The 18,137-nt window shown below is 46.6% G+C and carries 17 protein-coding genes; 12 read left to right on the top strand and 5 right to left on the bottom strand.

The window, feature by feature from the left end:
- Positions 1-16 precede the first annotated feature (16 nt).
- From ABUA47_RS10915 to ABUA47_RS10905, 3 genes are all read left to right on the top strand, one after another.
- Positions 17-562: a 2-oxoacid:acceptor oxidoreductase family protein gene (locus ABUA47_RS10915; RefSeq protein ID WP_005826606.1), complete on the top strand. Its 546-nt coding sequence runs from the start codon at positions 17-19 to the stop codon at positions 560-562.
- A 254-nt stretch (positions 563-816) separates the two neighbouring features.
- Positions 817-3,027 carry a putative porin gene (locus tag ABUA47_RS10910; protein WP_349831606.1) on the top strand — a complete coding sequence of 737 codons (2,211 nt, stop codon included), beginning with the start codon at positions 817-819 and terminating at the stop codon, positions 3,025-3,027.
- Between the two features lie 11 nt (positions 3,028-3,038).
- Positions 3,039-3,869 carry a transporter substrate-binding domain-containing protein gene (locus ABUA47_RS10905; protein WP_005826612.1) on the top strand — a complete coding sequence of 277 codons (831 nt, stop codon included), beginning with the start codon at positions 3,039-3,041 and terminating at the stop codon, positions 3,867-3,869.
- A 241-nt stretch (positions 3,870-4,110) separates the two neighbouring features.
- On the opposite strand, the gene ABUA47_RS10900 is transcribed toward ABUA47_RS10905, so the two are convergent.
- A complete protein-coding gene (locus tag ABUA47_RS10900) occupies positions 4,111-6,036 on the bottom strand; it encodes an NAD(+) synthase (RefSeq protein ID WP_005826617.1) in 1,926 nt (641 codons plus the stop codon).
- A 296-nt stretch (positions 6,037-6,332) separates the two neighbouring features.
- On the opposite strand from ABUA47_RS10900, the gene ABUA47_RS10895 reads away from it, so the two are divergent.
- The 6 genes from ABUA47_RS10895 (at position 6,333) to ABUA47_RS10870 (ending at position 9,864) form a co-directional block, all read left to right on the top strand.
- The gene (locus ABUA47_RS10895; protein WP_008663677.1) at positions 6,333-6,767 is read left to right on the top strand and encodes a Fur family transcriptional regulator; all 435 of its coding nucleotides are present in this window, start codon (positions 6,333-6,335) and stop codon (positions 6,765-6,767) included.
- A 26-nt stretch (positions 6,768-6,793) separates the two neighbouring features.
- Positions 6,794-7,351 (top strand): NADH peroxidase, encoded by a 558-nt coding sequence (locus ABUA47_RS10890; protein WP_005836026.1) that lies wholly within the window; start codon positions 6,794-6,796, stop codon positions 7,349-7,351.
- 124 nt (positions 7,352-7,475) lie between these two features.
- The gene (locus tag ABUA47_RS10885) at positions 7,476-8,000 is read left to right on the top strand and encodes an RNA polymerase sigma factor (RefSeq protein ID WP_005836025.1); all 525 of its coding nucleotides are present in this window, start codon (positions 7,476-7,478) and stop codon (positions 7,998-8,000) included.
- A complete protein-coding gene (locus tag ABUA47_RS10880) occupies positions 7,997-8,455 on the top strand; it encodes a hypothetical protein (RefSeq protein WP_009036822.1) in 459 nt (152 codons plus the stop codon). The genes ABUA47_RS10885 and ABUA47_RS10880 overlap by 4 nt, the downstream gene beginning before the upstream one ends.
- Before the next feature lie 12 nt (positions 8,456-8,467).
- A complete protein-coding gene (locus ABUA47_RS10875) occupies positions 8,468-8,938 on the top strand; it encodes a DUF4252 domain-containing protein (protein WP_005826627.1) in 471 nt (156 codons plus the stop codon).
- Positions 8,939-8,958: 20 nt separating this feature from the next.
- The gene (locus ABUA47_RS10870; protein WP_005826629.1) at positions 8,959-9,864 is read left to right on the top strand and encodes an outer membrane beta-barrel protein; all 906 of its coding nucleotides are present in this window, start codon (positions 8,959-8,961) and stop codon (positions 9,862-9,864) included.
- 111 nt (positions 9,865-9,975) lie between these two features.
- Here the strand turns inward: ABUA47_RS10870 and ABUA47_RS10865 are convergent, their stop codons facing one another.
- Both ABUA47_RS10865 and ABUA47_RS10860 read right to left on the bottom strand, forming a co-directional pair.
- Entirely contained in the window at positions 9,976-11,634 is a 1,659-nt protein-coding gene (locus ABUA47_RS10865) for an OmpP1/FadL family transporter (protein ID WP_009036820.1), read from the bottom strand.
- A 36-nt stretch (positions 11,635-11,670) separates the two neighbouring features.
- A complete protein-coding gene (locus ABUA47_RS10860) occupies positions 11,671-13,053 on the bottom strand; it encodes a hypothetical protein (RefSeq protein WP_009036819.1) in 1,383 nt (460 codons plus the stop codon).
- A 281-nt stretch (positions 13,054-13,334) separates the two neighbouring features.
- Between ABUA47_RS10860 and prmA the strand changes: the two genes are divergently transcribed.
- The gene (gene prmA, locus ABUA47_RS10855) at positions 13,335-14,177 is read left to right on the top strand and encodes a 50S ribosomal protein L11 methyltransferase (protein WP_005836023.1); all 843 of its coding nucleotides are present in this window, start codon (positions 13,335-13,337) and stop codon (positions 14,175-14,177) included.
- Between the two features lie 54 nt (positions 14,178-14,231).
- On the opposite strand, the gene ABUA47_RS10850 is transcribed toward prmA, so the two are convergent.
- Positions 14,232-15,104, bottom strand: a complete 873-nt coding sequence (locus ABUA47_RS10850) for a glycoside hydrolase family 25 protein (protein ID WP_005836022.1) — start codon at positions 15,102-15,104, stop codon at positions 14,232-14,234.
- 69 nt (positions 15,105-15,173) lie between these two features.
- Entirely contained in the window at positions 15,174-16,820 is a 1,647-nt protein-coding gene (locus ABUA47_RS10845; protein ID WP_005826644.1) for a diphosphate--fructose-6-phosphate 1-phosphotransferase, read from the bottom strand.
- 307 nt (positions 16,821-17,127) lie between these two features.
- Between ABUA47_RS10845 and ABUA47_RS10840 the strand changes: the two genes are divergently transcribed.
- On the top strand, positions 17,128-17,433 hold the full coding sequence (locus ABUA47_RS10840) for an RNA recognition motif domain-containing protein (protein WP_005826648.1): 306 nt from the start codon (positions 17,128-17,130) through the stop codon (positions 17,431-17,433).
- Between the two features lie 79 nt (positions 17,434-17,512).
- Entirely contained in the window at positions 17,513-18,010 is a 498-nt protein-coding gene (locus ABUA47_RS10835) for a cold-shock protein (protein ID WP_005826650.1), read from the top strand.
- The last annotated feature ends 127 nt before the right edge of the window (positions 18,011-18,137 follow it).

Here is an 18,137-nt window from a genome sequence, read left to right as displayed (position 1 = left end):
TAAAGACAGAAGAACAATGAAAGAAGAAATCATTATAGCAGGCTTCGGTGGACAAGGTGTATTGTCCATGGGAAAGATTTTGGCATATTCCGGATTGATGGAAGGCAAAGAGGTGACTTGGATGCCGGCTTACGGACCGGAACAACGTGGTGGTACAGCCAACGTAACAGTCATCGTAAGTGACGAGAAAATATCCTCACCCATCTTAAGCAAGTACGATGCCGCCATCATCCTGAACCAGCCGTCACTGGAGAAATTCGAAAGCAAGGTAAAACCCGGAGGCGTACTTATCTACGACGGTTACGGCATCATCAACCCGCCGACGCGTAAGGACATCCACGTTTACCGCATCAACGCCATGGATGCCGCCAATGAAATGAACAACGCCAAGGCATTCAACATGATTGTATTGGGTGGATTATTGAAAATCAAGCCGATGGTTACACTGGACAGTGTACTCAGAGGATTGAAGAAGACACTGCCCGAACGCCACCACCACTTGATACCGATGAACGAAGAAGCTATCAAGAAAGGAATGGAACTTATTCAGGAAATGAAATGAAAGGCTATGTAAAGCCACTCCCCATAAGAGGAGGAACTTTACGCCAGAATAAGAGATAAAGGAAAACGGATAAGCCCTTGTGATATTGATTTATTGCAAGGGCTTATTTCATTTCAAGCCGGAAAAAGTATGGATTCAAGGGCAGAGAACCGGAAGCAGTATAGAACAAAACAGAAAACAAGACAGTTTAAAAGAAGCAAAAAAGGCTGAATTCAGTAAGCAAATAATTTTTTATTGTATCTTTGCGCCTAATTATGAGACGAATTGTACTGACATATATATTTCTGTCCGTTATAGGGATATGGGGGGCTATGGCGCAAAACACCTTAAACCCGATGAACAATCGCGACCGGTTCGGTAACCAGATTGACCCGAATACCCAGCCGGACAATCTGGAAGACAGTACCAATACTGAGATTCAAAGTCTTCCACCCAAGCTTTACATGTGGAAACTAAGTGAGACACTGGGCAACCGTACCATCATACCTGCCGACACAGCCAGCCTCAACTTCCAGAGCACCAATCTGGTGGAAGGAATGTTCGGCCATTACAACTACTTGGGAAATTTAGGTTCTCCACGCCTCTCACGTCTGTTCTTCGAACGGGAGGAAAGCGAACCTACCATCTTCATGGCTCCCTTCTCCAGTTTTTTCACACGTCCCGACCAGGTGCTTTTCACCAACAGCAACGTGCCTTACACCAATCTTACCTACTACAAAGCCGGCAGCAAAGTGAACGGTGAAGAACGCTTCAAGTCCTACTTCTCCGTCAACGTCAACAAGCAGTTGGCATTTGGCTTTAACATCGACTATCTGTACGGACGCGGTTATTACCAGAACCAGTCCACCTCGCACTTCAATGCAGGTCTGTTCGGTAGCTATATCGGCGAGAAATACCAGGTACAAGCAGTCTACAACAACTTTTTCCTGAAGATGAACGAGAACGGCGGTATTGCAGACGACCAATACATCACCCGTCCCGAAAACATGTCCGGAGGAAAGAAAGAGTACGAGTCCACCACTATTCCGGTCAAATTGGAACAGAGTTCCAACCGTAACAAGGATTTTTATATCTATCTGACACAGCGCTATCGTCTTGGTTTTACGCGGAGAGTACGGAACACACAAGAAGGCAAACCGACGGTATCCGCACCCAAAGCCTCATCCTCCCCGTCCTCTGAAGCCGAAATATCCGATTCGAACAACGACATAGCATTGCCAAACGACAGCATAGCATCAAAATCGGTCAGCACACTTGCAGCTGCCAATGACAGCCTGCCGTCTGTTTCTACCGCAGACAACGACTCACTTTTCGAAGAAGAGTTCGTCCCCGTCACCAGCTTTATCCATACCTTGAAAGTAGAGCGGTCGCGACACCAATTCCGTTCGGGAAGCGAGCCCGAAGGATTCTTCCCGGAAGACTACAAGCTTTACAAGAATTACAGCAACGACTCCACCACGGCATTCAGTGTAAAGAACGTGTTCGGAATAGCCTTGCTGGAAGGTTTCAACAAATACGCCAAAGCCGGACTTACGGCTTATATCTCCCACAAGTTCAGCCGGTACGACCTGATGAATACGGACACACTTACCGACATGCGCCGCATCCGCTACACCGAGCAGGAAATCTTCCTGGGTGGCGAACTCGCCAAGCGCGAAGGCAAACTGCTGCACTACAACGTAAACGGTGAAGTGGGGTTGGTAGACAAAGCCATCGGGCAGTTCCGCGTCAACGCCAATCTGGACCTGAACTTCCGTCTATGGAAAGATACGGTGAACTTCTACGCCCGCGGTTATGTGAGCAACACGCTTCCTTCCTTCTACATGCGCCATTACCACTCCAACCACTACAACTGGGACAACGACAACATGGACAAGGAATTCCGTACGCGTGTGGAAGGCGAGCTGAACATTTCCCGTTGGGGAACCAATCTCCGTGCCGGCGTAGAGAATATCAAGAACTACACCTACTTCAACCAAAGCGCCCTGCCCGAACAGAACGGAGGCAACATACAAGTGCTGTCCGCCACACTGAAACAAGACTTCCGCCTCGGTGTCTTCCACCTGGACAATGAGGTGACCTGGCAGAAGACGAGCAATGAAACAGTACTTCCATTGCCCCAACTCTCGCTCTACCATAACTTCTACATACTGGCTAAACTCGCCAAGAAGGTGCTGACCGTTCAGTTGGGTGCCGATGTCCGTTACTTCACCAAGTACAACGCACCTGCCTATGCACCCGGCGTCCAGCAGTTCCATCTGCAACCTACGGACGATTTGGTGGAAATAGGCGGTTACCCCATCGTAAACGTATATGCCAACCTGCACTTGAAGCGGACGCGTATCTTTGCCATGATGTATCACGTCAACGCGGGTATGGGAAGCGCCAATTCCTTCCTGGTGCCGCACTACCCCATCAATCCGCGCTTGTTCAAAATTGGCGTCTCATGGAATTTCTATGATTAACAGATGACTGTATGACGAAAAGCAGACTGCTCAAATACGCACTTCTGGGAATTGCAGCGGCTCTCATTGCCCACTATCTCATCGAGAAAGAAGAGAAACCGAAAGGTCATCCGCGCGATTATGCCGAGATAGCTGCCGAAGGCATCATACATGCTTCGACGGAATACAACTCCATCAGTTTCTATGTGGATGATGACACCTTGTCCGGTTTCCACTACGAGCTGATAGAAGCTTTTGCACGCGACCACGGGCTGCAAGCGGCCATATCACCGGAAATGAGCTTCAACAAGCGGCTGGAAGGCCTGGCCGACGGGCAATATGACGTGATTGCCTACGGCATCCTCGCCACCAGTGAGCTGAAAGACTCCTTGCTGCTTACCACCCCTATTGTGCTGAACAAGCAAGTGCTGGTGCAACGCAAGCTTGAGAATATTTCCGACTCGTCATTATTCATCAAAAGCCAACTGGACCTGGCTGGAAAGACACTGCACGTAGTGAAAGGCTCCCCTTCCATACTACGCATCCGCAACCTGGGAAATGAGATAGGCGACACCATCTACGTTGAGGAAATAGAGAAGTACGGTTCCGAACAACTGATTGCCTTGGTAGCCCATGGAGACATCGACTATGCCGTATGCGACGAAAGCATTGCCCGTACCGCAGCCGACAGCATTCCTCAAATAGACATCAATACCGCCATCAGCTTCACGCAATTCTATTCCTGGGGAGTAAGCAAACAGTCCCCTATCCTGCTGGACAGCCTCAACACATGGCTGGATAGTTTCAAAAAGGGAAAGGAATACAAAAAAATCTACAAACGATACTACGGGAAACGAAACTAAGCTGCACTTTTCCATACACGCAGCATATCCCTACTTTTACAACTAGTTATTAATCAACAGCTTATTACTGCAAAATGTATGCAGTGGCACTGCACACCGATATGCAGTACGACTGCAACAGTTATGCAGTGATACTGCAACACGTTTGCAGTCGCACTGCAAAATACATGCAGCAAGAATGCAAACAAGATGCAGTCATCAAATACCCATATCGATATTACGGAATACCCGAAGTAAAGAATTAGAGTCCTTCCACCTCCCTTAGCCACATCTCCGACGAAGCATCGCTCGGCATTCTCCAATCACCGCGCGGACTCAGAGAGATACTGCCCACCTTCGGACCATCCGGCAAACAGGAACGCTTGAACTGCTGGTTGAAGAAACGACGGCAGAAAGTCTGCAACCATTTTTTGATGGTTTCTTCATCATACATCCCCTTGAATGTGCGTGCTGCCAGGAAAAATATCTTGGAAGGACGGAAACCGCAGCGCAGGAAGTAATAAAGGAAGAAGTCGTGAAGCTCATACGGCCCCACCAAATCCTCGGTAATCTGCTGGATATTACCGTTCTCATCTGCCGGAATCAGTTCCGGGCTGATGGGAGTATCCACAATATCGAGCAAGGTAGCACGTGAAGCATCGTCCATATCATGCTCTGCCACCCATTTCACCAAGTGCTTCACCAGAGTCTTGGGGACGCTGGCATTCACACCGTACATCGACATGTGATCGCCGTTGTAAGTGGCCCATCCTAAAGCAAGTTCCGAAAGGTCGCCCGTACCGATAACCATTCCCCAGGTCTGGTTGGCAATATCCATCAAGATTTGGGTACGCTCCCGTGCCTGCGCATTCTCGTAAACCACGTCGTGCACATGGACATCATGGTCTATGTCTTTGAAATGCTGTATGCAGGCCTCCTTGATACTGACTTCGCGGACAGTCACACCGAGGGAGTTCATCAGGTCGATGGCATTCGTGTAAGTACGGTCGGTCGTTCCGAATCCCGGCATGGTGACACCGACAATACCCTGGCGGGACCATCCCAACTTATCGAAAGTCTTTACGCAAACCAGCAGCGCCAGCGTAGAATCCAGTCCACCCGAAATGCCGATAACGGCACTCTTCGCTTTAGTATGCACCAGACGTTGCGCCAGTCCGGACACCTGGATGGAGAATACCTCCTCACAGCGTTCGTCCAACGCTATCCCCTGCGGAACAAATGGATGCGGTTCAAAAGTACGTGTTAGGTTCAAATCCCTGCTGTTGACATACTCCGTAGAGATTCGTACCGGAAGGGCCGAAACACAATTTGCATGGCAAGCCGCGAAGGTCGTATTCACCCGGCGCTCCGTACGCAAGTGTTCCACATCAATTTCACTGATGACCACCTGCCCTTCGAAAGAGAAGCGTTCGTTTGCCGCCAGCAGAGTCCCGTTCTCATAAATCAGTCCGTTGCCGGCAAACACCACATCCGTAGTGGATTCTCCGAAACCGCATGAGCTGAATACATAACCGGCAATGCATCGTGCCGACTGCTGGCTGATGAGCGAGCGCAGATAATTGTGCTTGCCGATACCTTCATTGTCGGCCGAAAGATTGAACAAGATTTCCGCACCTTGCAGCGCCAGCGTGGAGCTGGGCGGTATGGGTGCCCACAAGTCCTCGCATATCTCCACTCCGAAAGTGGTATCCGCCGTTTCGAACAGCAGGTCTCTCCCCATCGGAATAATCTGCCCGCAAAGGCGCACACTGTTTTCTGCCACATCACATGCGGAAGTAAACCAGCGCTTCTCATAAAACTCCTTATAATTGGGAAGATAAGTCTTCGGGACAACGCCCAGCACTCTCCCCTTCTGAATGACAACCGCCGCATTCAGCAACACGCCGTTCAGTGCGACGGGCATGCCCAATATCGAGATAATATCCATCTGGCGCGTATTGTTCAGAATCTGTATCAATCCCATTTCTGCCTCTTCGAGCAGAAGTTGTTGGGCAAAGAGGTCGCCACAGGTATATCCGGTAATGCACAACTCGGGGAAAGCAATGATTTGCACACCTTTCCCGTCGGCTATAATAATCTCTTTTTCAATCTCTGAGGCATTGAACTTACAGTCAGCCACCTTGACACGGGGCACAGCCGCCGCTACTTTTACATATCCGTAATTCATAAGGATGCTATATTATTTATTCGGTGCAAAGATACGGCAAAATTCTGATTAAGAGAGATAAGAGAAAAACGTTTTCTCTATATCGGCACGAGAAACCGACTGAAGCCGGGTGCATCCTGCCTTCGCTTTTATGGCAAAAATACGGCAACCTGCCTACAAGAAGAGGAACATATATAAACAATTTTAATGACCGCAACTAAAAATTTTCCAAAAATCTTTTGGAGAATTATAGGAACTTCCTATCTTTGCAAGTGAATTAAAAATGTAATAATTACAAGTTTGAAACTTTAGATTATATGGATGTAGTAAAACGATTGCAGAATCATAATATCAAGCCTTCAGTACAGCGCATAGCCATCATGAATTACTTGATAGAGCATCGTACGCATCCCACGGTGGATGAAATCTATACGGCACTGTCTCCCTCCATACCGACACTGTCTAAAACAACGGTATACAATACCTTGAAACTACTGAGCGAGCAAGGTGCCGCACAAACCCTGACTATCGACGAGCGTAACACATGTTATGATGCCGATACCAGCCCGCACGGCCATTTCTTGTGCAAGCGTTGCGGAAAGATTTATGACTTGATGTGCAATAACAACGTCAAGAAGGTGGTCGACATGGATATGGACGGGCACGATGTGCAGGAAATCCACTACTATTATAAAGGAATCTGTAAACATTGCATAGAAGAAGAACGTTTAAGAACAACAAAGAATAACTAATTCAACTAATTAAAATCTGAGAGAAAATGAAAAAATTTAGATGTACTGTATGCGGTTACGTATACGAAGGAGATGCAGCTCCCGAAAAGTGCCCATTGTGTAAAGCTCCCGCAAGCAAGTTCGTAGAAGTTGAAGAAGCAACAGCTGACGGCCCGCTGGTATTTGCCGACGAACACGTAATCGGCGTAGCCAAAGGTTGCGACGACGAAATGATTAAAGACCTGAACAACCACTTCATGGGCGAATGTACAGAAGTTGGTATGTACTTGGCAATGAGCCGCCAGGCAGACCGTGAAGGCTATCCTGAAGTTGCAGAAGCTTTCAAGCGTTACGCTTGGGAAGAAGCAGAACACGCTGCTAAATTCGCTGAACTGCTGGGTGACTGCGTATGGGACACCAAGACAAACCTCGAAAAGAGAATGAACGCAGAATCAGGTGCATGCGAAGACAAGAAGCGTATCGCTACCCGTGCCAAAGCATTGAACCTCGACGCTATCCATGATACCGTTCACGAAATGGCTAAGGACGAAGCCCGTCACGGTAAAGGTTTCGAAGGTCTGTACAACCGCTATTTCAAGAAATAATCCTATACTTTTATAGTAATGTGAAGAAAAGGGACTGCTAATGTTAGTAAGTCCCTTTTTTTATTCCAACTTTTTTCACTTTACAATGTCACGTTTGTATTTCCCATTCGTCTTATCTGTGTAAATGGAACTCAAAGAATTCAAAATAACCGTTCTTCCACTCCGTGCCAAGCTGTTGAACTATGCACGGAAGTTGACCGACGAACCGGAGGATGCAGAAGATGCCGTCCAGGAGGTACTGCTCAAGCTATGGAACAAAAGGCTTGAACTGGAGCAATACCGGAGCATCGAAGCATTTGCCATGACGTTGACGCACAACATCTGTATAGATATGTGGCGCTGCAAACGCAACGACACCCTATCTCTCGACATAGTGCAGGCGGCATCCCCCACCGGAACACCGGAACGGCTGTTGGAAATCAAAGATGAAATCCGTCTGATGCACGAAATCATCGACTCGCTGCCCAATCTTCAACGCACCATCATGCGGATGAAGGACATCGAAGGATACGAAACGGACGAAATCGCCGAAATCACGGGATGCGGACCGGAAGCCATCCGCAGCAATCTGTCAAGAGCCCGGAAGAAAGTGAGAGACGTTTACCTGCGAACCATACAAGAAAGAAAAGAAAGGAGAAATGAGCCATGAAGATAGATGAACTGCTGGATAAATATTTCGAAGGGGAAACTTCCTGCGAAGAAGAGCGTGAACTGCGCCGTTTCTTTACCGAAGAGGAAGTGCCGGAGCACCTGCAAACGTACCGCCCGCTATTCGCTTATCTGAACCGGGAAGCAACTTCAATGGCAGAACCGACAGAGGAAAAATCCGTAACAACAGAATCGGCAAAGGAAGTACCCACACAGCGAAAGCCTTCCCGCCTCTATCGCACATTCTATGCTGTCAGCGGCATTGCCGCCGGATTGCTCCTGCTTCTCGGGGTAGCTAAGATTATATTTCCGCTTTCCGGTGTTCCCGAAAATTATGTCGTCATCGACGGCCAGCGGTATACAGACGAGAAACTGGTGGAAGCCAAAGCACTAGAAGCCCTGCAGAACGCCAGCTTCACGGATGAAGATTTAAGCAACTTACTGTTTCAACACTAATATAACAAGGTTATGAAAACATCTATACTGATTTGCATACGTAGTCTGTGCCTCTTTTCCCTGCTGATTTGCCTGCCAGCCTTTGTACATGCACAAGAGAGACTGCAAATAGCCGACCTATTCAGCAAGTATGGCGAGCAAAAGGACGTGACCAGGGTAGAACTGAACGGCAGTATCCTGAAATCTTACCGCATGACTACCTACAAGAGCCTTGTGTTCAAGAATGTATCCCCCTATCGCCGGGAAATTCAGCAGGCCATTGTACACGACAAGCAAGATAACGCAAAGAAGGCGCAGGAGGTAATGGAAAGCGGTGTGCTGCGCAGCGCTTATTACCAACTGAAAGAGGTGGAACGCAATGGAAAGAAGCTGAACCGCTACATCATTTTCAAGATAGGAAAAGACTCCATGGGCACTTTGATTTACATAGAGGGTCTGCTCAGTGAAAAGGAAATGATGGATATGCTTTACAAATCGGAATAACACTAAAAACAATATACGATATGAAAACCAGAATTATGATTTTGGCCTGCCTGCTTGCTGTGCCGGCCGGCCGCATGGCAGCACAACAACAGACTGACCCTGAACAGAAAGCTACAGTACAGACACAAGGCGACTCCATCATCATCCGGAAAGGAAAAGGAGACATGCGCATCAAGGTGTACGAAGAGCAGTTGGAAGACGGAGAAAAGAAAGAAGTACAAATTTATGAAGGAGTCTATCTCGAGAAAGTGGATGCAGACAAGCGCACTTTCCTCGACGCCCTGCCATTCATCCCCAAAAAGAGAAGATACAATGCTTACGAACCGCACTGTTCCGGTCTGTATATTGGCTACAGCCGGCTGGCTAACGACTTCCTTTCCTTCGGAGCAAGCGACAAGATGGGACTCGACTTATCCAAGTCATGGGAATTCGGCTTCAACATCCTCTCCGTATATCACAACTTCAAGAAGAACCCGCATTGGGGAATCAACCTGGGAGTCAGCTGGGGATACCGTTCTTTCAATATCGACGGTAACTATGCCTTGCTGAAGGAAAACGGAACCAGCATCTTCACCGCAGGCAACGAAGACACCAGTTACAATAAAAGCCGTCTGCGCCATTTCTTCTTCCGTGTACCCGTATTGATGGAATGGCAGCAAAGAGTGGGAAGAAACAAAGTGTTCTTCAATGCCGGTCCCGAATTTGAGATACGTCACAGCGTGAAGTCATTCTCACACATCAACGGAGGCAAGAAGAAAACCGTAGGCAAAGGTATGTATGTGCAGCCCGTCGGCATAAACCTGCTGGCACAAGCCGGTTATGGTAATATCGGCATTTACCTGCGCTACTCCACATACGGATTATTCCAGAAAGACAAGGGACCGGAAGTATCTCCCTATTCATTTGGCGTGGCATGGTATCTGTAATCCCTCCCCTATAACACAAGACTCCCCGAAATGTATTTGTACATTCCGGGGAGTTCTTTTATACCCTAAGGTATTGACAATGAAAGGTTATCTGCAATGAAAATTGTTCTTCTAAAAACGCATGCCCAATGTAAATAGCACTTTACTGCGAGTGTTGGTAACTTCCGTTGTTGGCGGTGTTACCAAGCCGTTTATATCATTATAAAACGGATAGAAATCAGATTTATAAGTATCGAATTTATAAGCCAAATCCGCATAAAACGAAGAAAAGCGATAACCGATACCTAAAGTGAAAGTATTCATCGATTTGCTATTGGCAAAATCCGTATCTGTATTTATAGAATTGGAAGGCAATGCCTTAATAGCATCCTTTTTATAGGCTGCAGTACTGTAATTGTAACCGGCACGCAGAGAGAAAGCAGGTATCGGCTTGTATTCTGCTCCTAAACGAAGCGTACTTACCCCCTTCATACAGAGGTCAGCCTCACCCGTTTCCCATGCCATCTCGTCACCTTCAGGATATTTGAACTTCATGCTTGAGTAGTCCTCATATTCATATTCAGCTCCCAAAGCCAGATTATTACCGACTGTATAGCCCAAACTTGCATTAAATACCCACGGGGTTTGCAGCTTAAAATCACGGTCCATATCTCTACCGCCTAATGCAGAATAAGTATCCACAGTGGTACGAGTAAGAGTTTCATCCCCAGCCTCATTCGGTAAAAACAAATCCGAAGTCAGCAACGCTCCCGTAGTATAAGTCAGTTTGTAATAAGTAGGAGTATGCACAGCCAAACCTATACGAAGCGGAGAATCCTCAATCGGCCGGAAGATGGCACCGAATTTGAAGTCGAAACCCGAACCGTGTATACGGTTAAAGCTCTCCAAAGAGTAGCCTTCCTCATAAATCTGCCCGTCGCCCTCCCATTTGTAGGCATACATTTCATTATAGAGAGAATATTTGTTGTAATCCACATCGTAAGCACCCAGAGTAACACCAAAGTAAAAACGGTCATTTATATTGAAGGAGATATTGAAATCATATTGGTCAATACCGCCACGCTCACGCGACAAGAAATAAGCATCCGCTTCGGAAGGAATATAAGGAAGATAAGTATTATAGTCCTCACTTTCTATATCCTCAAGAACAAGTGCACCTTGATACCCCATAGTCCCCAGCCATCCAGCATAATTATGTTGATAAATATCCTTGCGACCATAGTCCAAATAAGCTCCTTGATCCGGGTAATCATATTGAGGACGATGATAGAACGCATAAGCTGCATCCGTAGCCTGCTGCGCCATACTCCGCACTTGAGATACATATTGATTATCTATGCTTCCCATCACCCCCTGCATCGTCATATTCTTATAGAATGACTTTGATTTGTGGTAATTAAAACCAAAATTCACATACCGCAAAGGAGTATGATTGCCTATCTTCGAAGCTATCACAAAACCGGCATTATCAAAACTCCAGCGGTTCTTGTTCGTTTCAAATTTATTACCTACATAATTGCTTTCTGTGCCCGTCATTGAATAGCCAAAGGTAAGCATAGCATCATTGCTACGATAAATACCGATACCGGCAGGATTGGTTCCTATGGTAGAAATATCACCACCCAATGCTCCCATAGCTCCGCCCATTCCGACAAAACGGGCGGTTCCATTCAATTCCTTCTGTGCAATATTCGTTGCATCATATATTGTCTGTGCCCCTGCGCCTACAGCTGTAAACATAGCAAGGGCTATCATGGTTATCTTCTTCATAATTCTTAGTCTTGTTAGATTAAAACATACTTATACTTACCGTCTTCTGGAACCACCGCCGCCACTGGAACGACTGGCACCACCGCCACCACCACTGGAGTAACTGGAACGTGAGCTACTGCCTGAAGAGAAGCTGGAAGAAGAACGGGTGCTACTGGATGAACGTACTGGAGCAGAATATGAACGATTGCTGCTACGATTGTTGTCATTGGAGTAGCTGCGTGCCGGTGCGGCGCTTGAACCTCTGTTATAAGTCGATGAAGTCCTGCTACGAGTGGAAGTTCCAACAGAAGAGCGTACACCGGAAGAACGACTGCTACGAACTCCTTCTACGCTACTATTATATGAGCTACTACGCGTACTGCTTGGACGGGTGTAAGTGGAACGGCGGGTAGAAGCCGCACTCGAACGGTTTACACTTGAGCGAGTTGCAGAAGAACTTGAACGAACTGTAGACGAACTTCTTGTGCCTACCACCCGACGGGTTGACGTACCGGTACTGCTACGTCTCACTTGACCGGAAGTAGTACTGCTACGACGTACAGTCTGCCCTCCATTTACAGTAGAAGAACGGCGGGAAGTAGAGGACGATACTCTGTTTCCGGCATAAGAAGAACGGCTCGGACCATAAGAACGTCTATTGGTATATGCATTTCCCCAATGGCCGCCTCCCCAATGACCACCGCCACCGGGATAATATCCGGGATGATAGTGATGGTGATGATGATGTCCCCACCAGCCACCGCCGTACCAGCCGCCCCAGCCAAAGCTCCAGCTCGGACCGTACCAGCTGTTCCATCCCCAGCCATAGTAAGGATAGCCGCCCCAACCATAAGAGTTATAGCGCCAATCCCACCACAAGCGGTTGGTGAATGTAGGGAAAGCATATGCATATAATCCGTCGGTATACACGTTCCAATCCCAGGAATTCAAGCCATAGACCACATCCCAATATAGCGGGCTGCTGATGCTGATGGCATAACGGGGATTACGGAAACGGATGATACGGGTAGCATACTCGTAATCATCCTGCGAACCTTCAAATTCACCGTTCACCCATTCGCCGTCCAGGCCGTCATCTTCTTTTTCATTGATGTAAAGGGTATCGTTCTCCATCACGAAATCATTGTCGCGGGAGTCATAACGGCGGTTATATTCGTCCACATCGCGGGTGTTTCCCTTACGGTCTTTTACTACAACAGTAGTGCTTCCCGGCGATGAATAGACAGTGGTCGGTACATTCGACTTTACTACAATCTCTTCTACGGGAGCAGCGACTTTCTTCTCCTGCTTCACCTCTTCTTTTTTCTCTTCCTTATTCTTGGAAGGAGTGTAGTAAAGGTCGTCATCTATACTTTGTGCCACCAGTGTCCATGGGAGGCACAAGGCAAAAAGCGATAAAAAAACAATCTTTTTCATATTAGTTTGGTTTATGGATTTTACGTTTATCTATTTCTTCACGTCACAAAGATAACGCCGGATTTTATCCCATGCAGCAGATTTTCCCCAAAGATTTATAGGGAATTCCCTAAATACCCCGCCTTTTGACGAGGCAAGCGGCACTTCCGCATAAAAAATGAACAAGTTCATTTTATTCTGCCCTCGGTTTACATTACCTTTGCAGTGTGAAAACAAAGATACGCAGAAATAGATTTGTTCTTTAAAATCTTCTTCTGCATTTAACAAACAATCATATTCCGATGAAATATTTAGAATTTACATTCCGCACTGTTCCGTGCACAGAAATAGTCAACGATGTACTTTCCGGAGTCTTGGGTGAAGCTGGCTTTGAAAGTTTTGTTGAGCAGACCGACGGTATCACTGCCTATATACAGAAAGAGCTGTATAACGAATCTCTACTCAAAGAAGCACTTGCAGACTTCCCTCTGCCCGATACACAGATAGAATATAATTTCGTAGAAGCCGAAGACAAAGACTGGAACGAGGAATGGGAGAAGAACTTCTTCCAGCCCATCGTTATCGGAGACCGTTGTGTCATTCACAGCACTTTTCACAACGATGTCCCACAAGCAGAATATGACATCGTCATCAATCCGCAAATGGCATTCGGCACAGGGCACCACGAGACAACAAGCCTCATCATAGGCGAACTGCTGGATAGTGACCTGCAAGGCAAAGCATTGCTCGATATGGGTTGTGGGACTTCCATCCTTGCCATACTGGCACGCATGCGTGGAGCCTCCCCTTGTACAGCTATCGACATAGATGAATGGTGTGTGCGCAACTCCCTCGAAAATATAGAATTGAATGGAGTGGACAATATTGCCGTATCCCAAGGCGATGCCTCCTCTCTGGAAAGCAAAGGTCCTTTTGATATGGTTATCGCCAACATCAACCGCAATATCCTCCTGGCAGATATGAAGCACTACATAGCCCGCATGAATCCCGGAGCGGAATTGTTGATGAGCGGTTTCTACATAGATGACATTCCCGTCATCCGCGAAGAAGCCGAACGCAACGGGCTGCACTTTGTCCACCATCGTGAGAAGAACCGGTGGGCAGCAGTGAAATTCCAAAAATAATAAAGGTCAATACTAAAAAGCTAAAGGTCAATATCAGGAAGCTAAAGTTGACCTTTAGCGTTCTATACAAGGAGTTTTCAACGTAAGCTCCAAAAGTTCCTCCATTGTACCATTAAAGACGTTCAAATCCACCTCTTCTTCAATACCGGGCACAGTGCCTACATCCGTGTGCTGCCAAAAGTGCCACTTGCCCTCATAACGCACGGAATCTACATAATAATGGGCTATCCAATAAGGATAAGCATTGAAAATGGAATCGCTGAGATAGCGTTTCTTGAATTTATAGGAAGTATAAAGAATAGGCTTTACGCCGTAATGCGCCTCTACCCTATCCAGCCAAGTCTTGACTGCCGTTTTAAGTTCCTGCGGTGACTGCTTGCCGGTAGTCTCCACATCAAGTACGGGAGGCAGGTCTCCCTTTGCCAGCTGCACGGTACGGATAAAGAAATCGGCTTGCTTGCGGGCATCGGTCTTAGGGATAAAATAATGATAGGCACCACGGATAAAACCGTATTTACGCGCCTGGCCGAAGTTCTGCGTAAACGTATCGTCACCATGATCGCCGCCTTCGGTAGCTTTCAGAAAAATAAAGTGAATGGGAAATTGGGCTTCTCTATTATGTGTCAGGAGTTCCCAATCTATCTTTCCCTGATAGTGGGATATGTCTATGCCATGCACCTCATAGTTGCAAGGCATACATACACCGTAACCTTTCTGACCATAACAAGGCTTCCAGCGATAAGCATAAGGACGAATGAAAAACCAGTAAAAGCCGGTAGAAAAAACAAGAATGATACAGACCGCCAAAAGATTGCGCAACCATACGGGCATGGTACGTGGCTGCATTTTCTTCTTGCTCCGCGGAGAGGAAGAACGACGGGCGGCAGTAGTTTTACGCCGGATATTTGTGGAGGTCTTGGTTGCCATGAGCAAAGGAAAAGAAAGGGCGGAATGAACCGCCCCTCCGTTTTATTGTCAACTTGTTGATGCATCAACTTATTTAGCCTGCTCCAGCTGCAAAGTCTTCGTAGCCTGGTCGCAAACTTCTGTCGGACCGAAGTACTGGATAGGGCCTGGATAAACGTAGTCTGTTTCCATAGCCCAACGGTCACGCTGAGCAGCGAATGCCTTGAACGGAGCACCGTCCAGCTTCACCAGAGCCTTCTGGATAACTGGCTTCATTTCACCGTGGCGACGTTCCATGTTCATCATCATAGTGATGGGCACACCGCCTGCAATCCATTCTTCGGCAGGAGCAGTAGTGTTGCGTACAGAAGACATGTAACCGGTCTTTCCGTTAGCAATCAATGCAGATGCTGCATAACCCAAAGAGTAGCAGTAGTCAGCGTCGAAGTTAGACGGAGCAGCGCAACGTCCTTCGTAACCGAAGAAGTGGTGCTGTGCAGCAAACTTGCCTACGAACTTGCCCTCTTCTTTCCACTGAGCCAGCTTAGTGCCAACCATTTCGGACAGCAACTTTTCTGTTTCAATCAGAGATACCTGTACGTTTCCGTGCGGGTCGCGGTCCAGAGACAACTGGCGAGCCACGCCTTCGGGCAAGCTTGCGTAGATGGCCGCATTCTCCGGAGAGAGTTTACGGATGATATAATCGCGTTGGTGAGATTTCTTAATTTGAGCAAACTCTTCTGCATTGGCAGCAAGGAAGTCGTTCAACTCAGCAATCAGACGCTTCATGGCCGGGATGAATTCAACCAATCCTTCGGGGATAAGAACCGTACCGAAGTTGTTACCCTGGGCTGCACGTTCAGCAACGACCTTGGCAATGCTGGTCACGATGTCGTCCAAAGACATATCCTTAGCTTCAACCTCTTCAGAGATGATACACATATTGGGTTGAACCTGCAATGCACATTCCAAAGCGATATGAGAAGCGGAACGTCCCATCAACTTGATGAAGTGCCAGTATTTACGAGCAGAGTTACAGTCACGTTGGATGTTGCCGATTACTTCAGAGTAAGTCTTGCAAGCAGTATCGAAACCGAAAGAAGTTTCAATCATATCATTCTTCAAGTCACCGTCGATGGTCTTGGGGCAACCTATTACCTGCACGCCATAATTCTTGGCAGCATAGTATTCAGCCAGTACGCAAGCATTAGTGTTGGAGTCATCGCCACCGATGATAACCAATGCCTTGATGCCGAGTTCTTTCAGGATTTCATAACCTTTCTCAAACTGTTCTTCCTTTTCCAGCTTGGTACGGCCCGAACCGATGATGTCAAAACCACCCGTATTGCGGTATTCATCAATGATGTCAGCAGTCAGTTCCATATAATTATGGTCAACCAAGCCGCCAGGACCCAGAATAAAGCCATACAATTTGCTGTCTTTGTTCAGCTTCTTGATACCGTCGAAAATACCGGAAATCACATTGTGACCGCCAGGAGCCTGTCCACCGGAAAGGATAACACCCACGTTCATTGCGGGGAAGTTAACCACCTCATCGGTAGTTTCAAACTTAATCAAAGGCATTCCGTACGTATTGGGGAACAATTTCTTGATTTCTTCCTGGTCAGCAACAGACTGAGTAGCTGCGCCTTCTGCAGCCTTAACAGTTCCTTTCAGCGCTTTCGGAAGTTTGGGCTGATAGGCAGCCCTTGCAATTTGCAATGCACTTTTAGTCATTTCTCTTAATTATTTAAAGGTGTTAGTAAAGTTCCGTTTAAAAGCGTCGCAAATTTCGCTTTTTTTCGTAAGATATGCAAACGAGAGGCCGAAATAATGTATAAAATGACATTTATCGTTTTTTATCCTAAAATAAAAAGGAGAAGAAAGCAATTAACTGATTTATTGTGTTATCTTTGCCGCAAAGTTTGAGTTACGAGTCGTTATCGCATTGTTCTTCTTTTAATATACAACTATTATTAGGCGGTCTCTTCCATAATTATTCTCCATACTCCAATTTAATAATTACAATTAATTAAAATTTCAAATGAACATTTACATTTCAGGTTTAAATTTCAGCACAACAGACGCTGACTTAAACGATTTATTTTCAGAGTACGGAGAAGTTTCTTCTGCAAGAATCATTACAGACAGAGAAACAAGAAGATCCAGAGGTTTCGGTTTCGTAGAAATGCCGGACGATGCAGCAGGCCAAAAAGCCATTGACGAATTGAACGGTGCTGAATTTGACCACAAACAAATCTCGGTAAACGTGGCACGCCCCCGCGAAGAAAGACCTTCCAATGGCGGCAATCGCGACAGAAGAGGCGGTTACAACTCTAGAAGATATTAATATTCTTAACTACTGACAAAAGCAGGAGGTGTTGTAGCAATACCCCCTGCTTTTTTTATAACTCAATAAATAAAAATACATGGCCAAATCCATCTCCGCAGACAAGCGTGAAAATGAAAAGAAAAGACTCGCCCGACGAGCTGAAAAACAAAAAAAGAAAGAAGAAAAAAAACTATCCAACAAAGCCAATAGCTTTGAAGATATGATTGCCTATGTTGACGAAAACGGCATGATAACCTCTACTCCTCCGGCAGAAAACACTCCCAAAGAAGAAATAAAGCTGGAAGAAATCGTCATATCAACTCCCAAAAAAGACAAGGAAGAACCGGTCATCCGCAGAGGACGTATCGAGTTTTTCAATGAATCGAAAGGCTTCGGCTTCATCAAGGACTTATCCGGGGTCGAAAAATACTTTTTCCACATTAATAATGTGCTGACAGATATAGCAGAAAACAATATTGTGACGTTCGACCTCGAACGTGGCCTTAAAGGCATGAATGCCGTAAACGTAGCTCTTGAAGTAGAAAAGGCAAAGGAAAAGAAAGAAAACAAGGAGACTCTAAATACAGAATCCTAGATGAAATAAGCCAATTATAGAACAAGGGCGTGTATATACCATCAAATATTTCGATACATACACGCCCTTGCTGTCTTCTTTAATCACACGTCATTCGGTTTGCCAGCCACCCCCCAATGCCTTATAG

Origin of the sequence: Bacteroides sp. RTP31139st1_H2_RTP31139_211217 (assembly GCF_040227615.1) — a bacterium.
GTDB lineage: Bacteria > Bacteroidota > Bacteroidia > Bacteroidales > Bacteroidaceae > Bacteroides > Bacteroides uniformis.
This window is presented reverse-complemented; position numbering and strand designations above follow the sequence as displayed.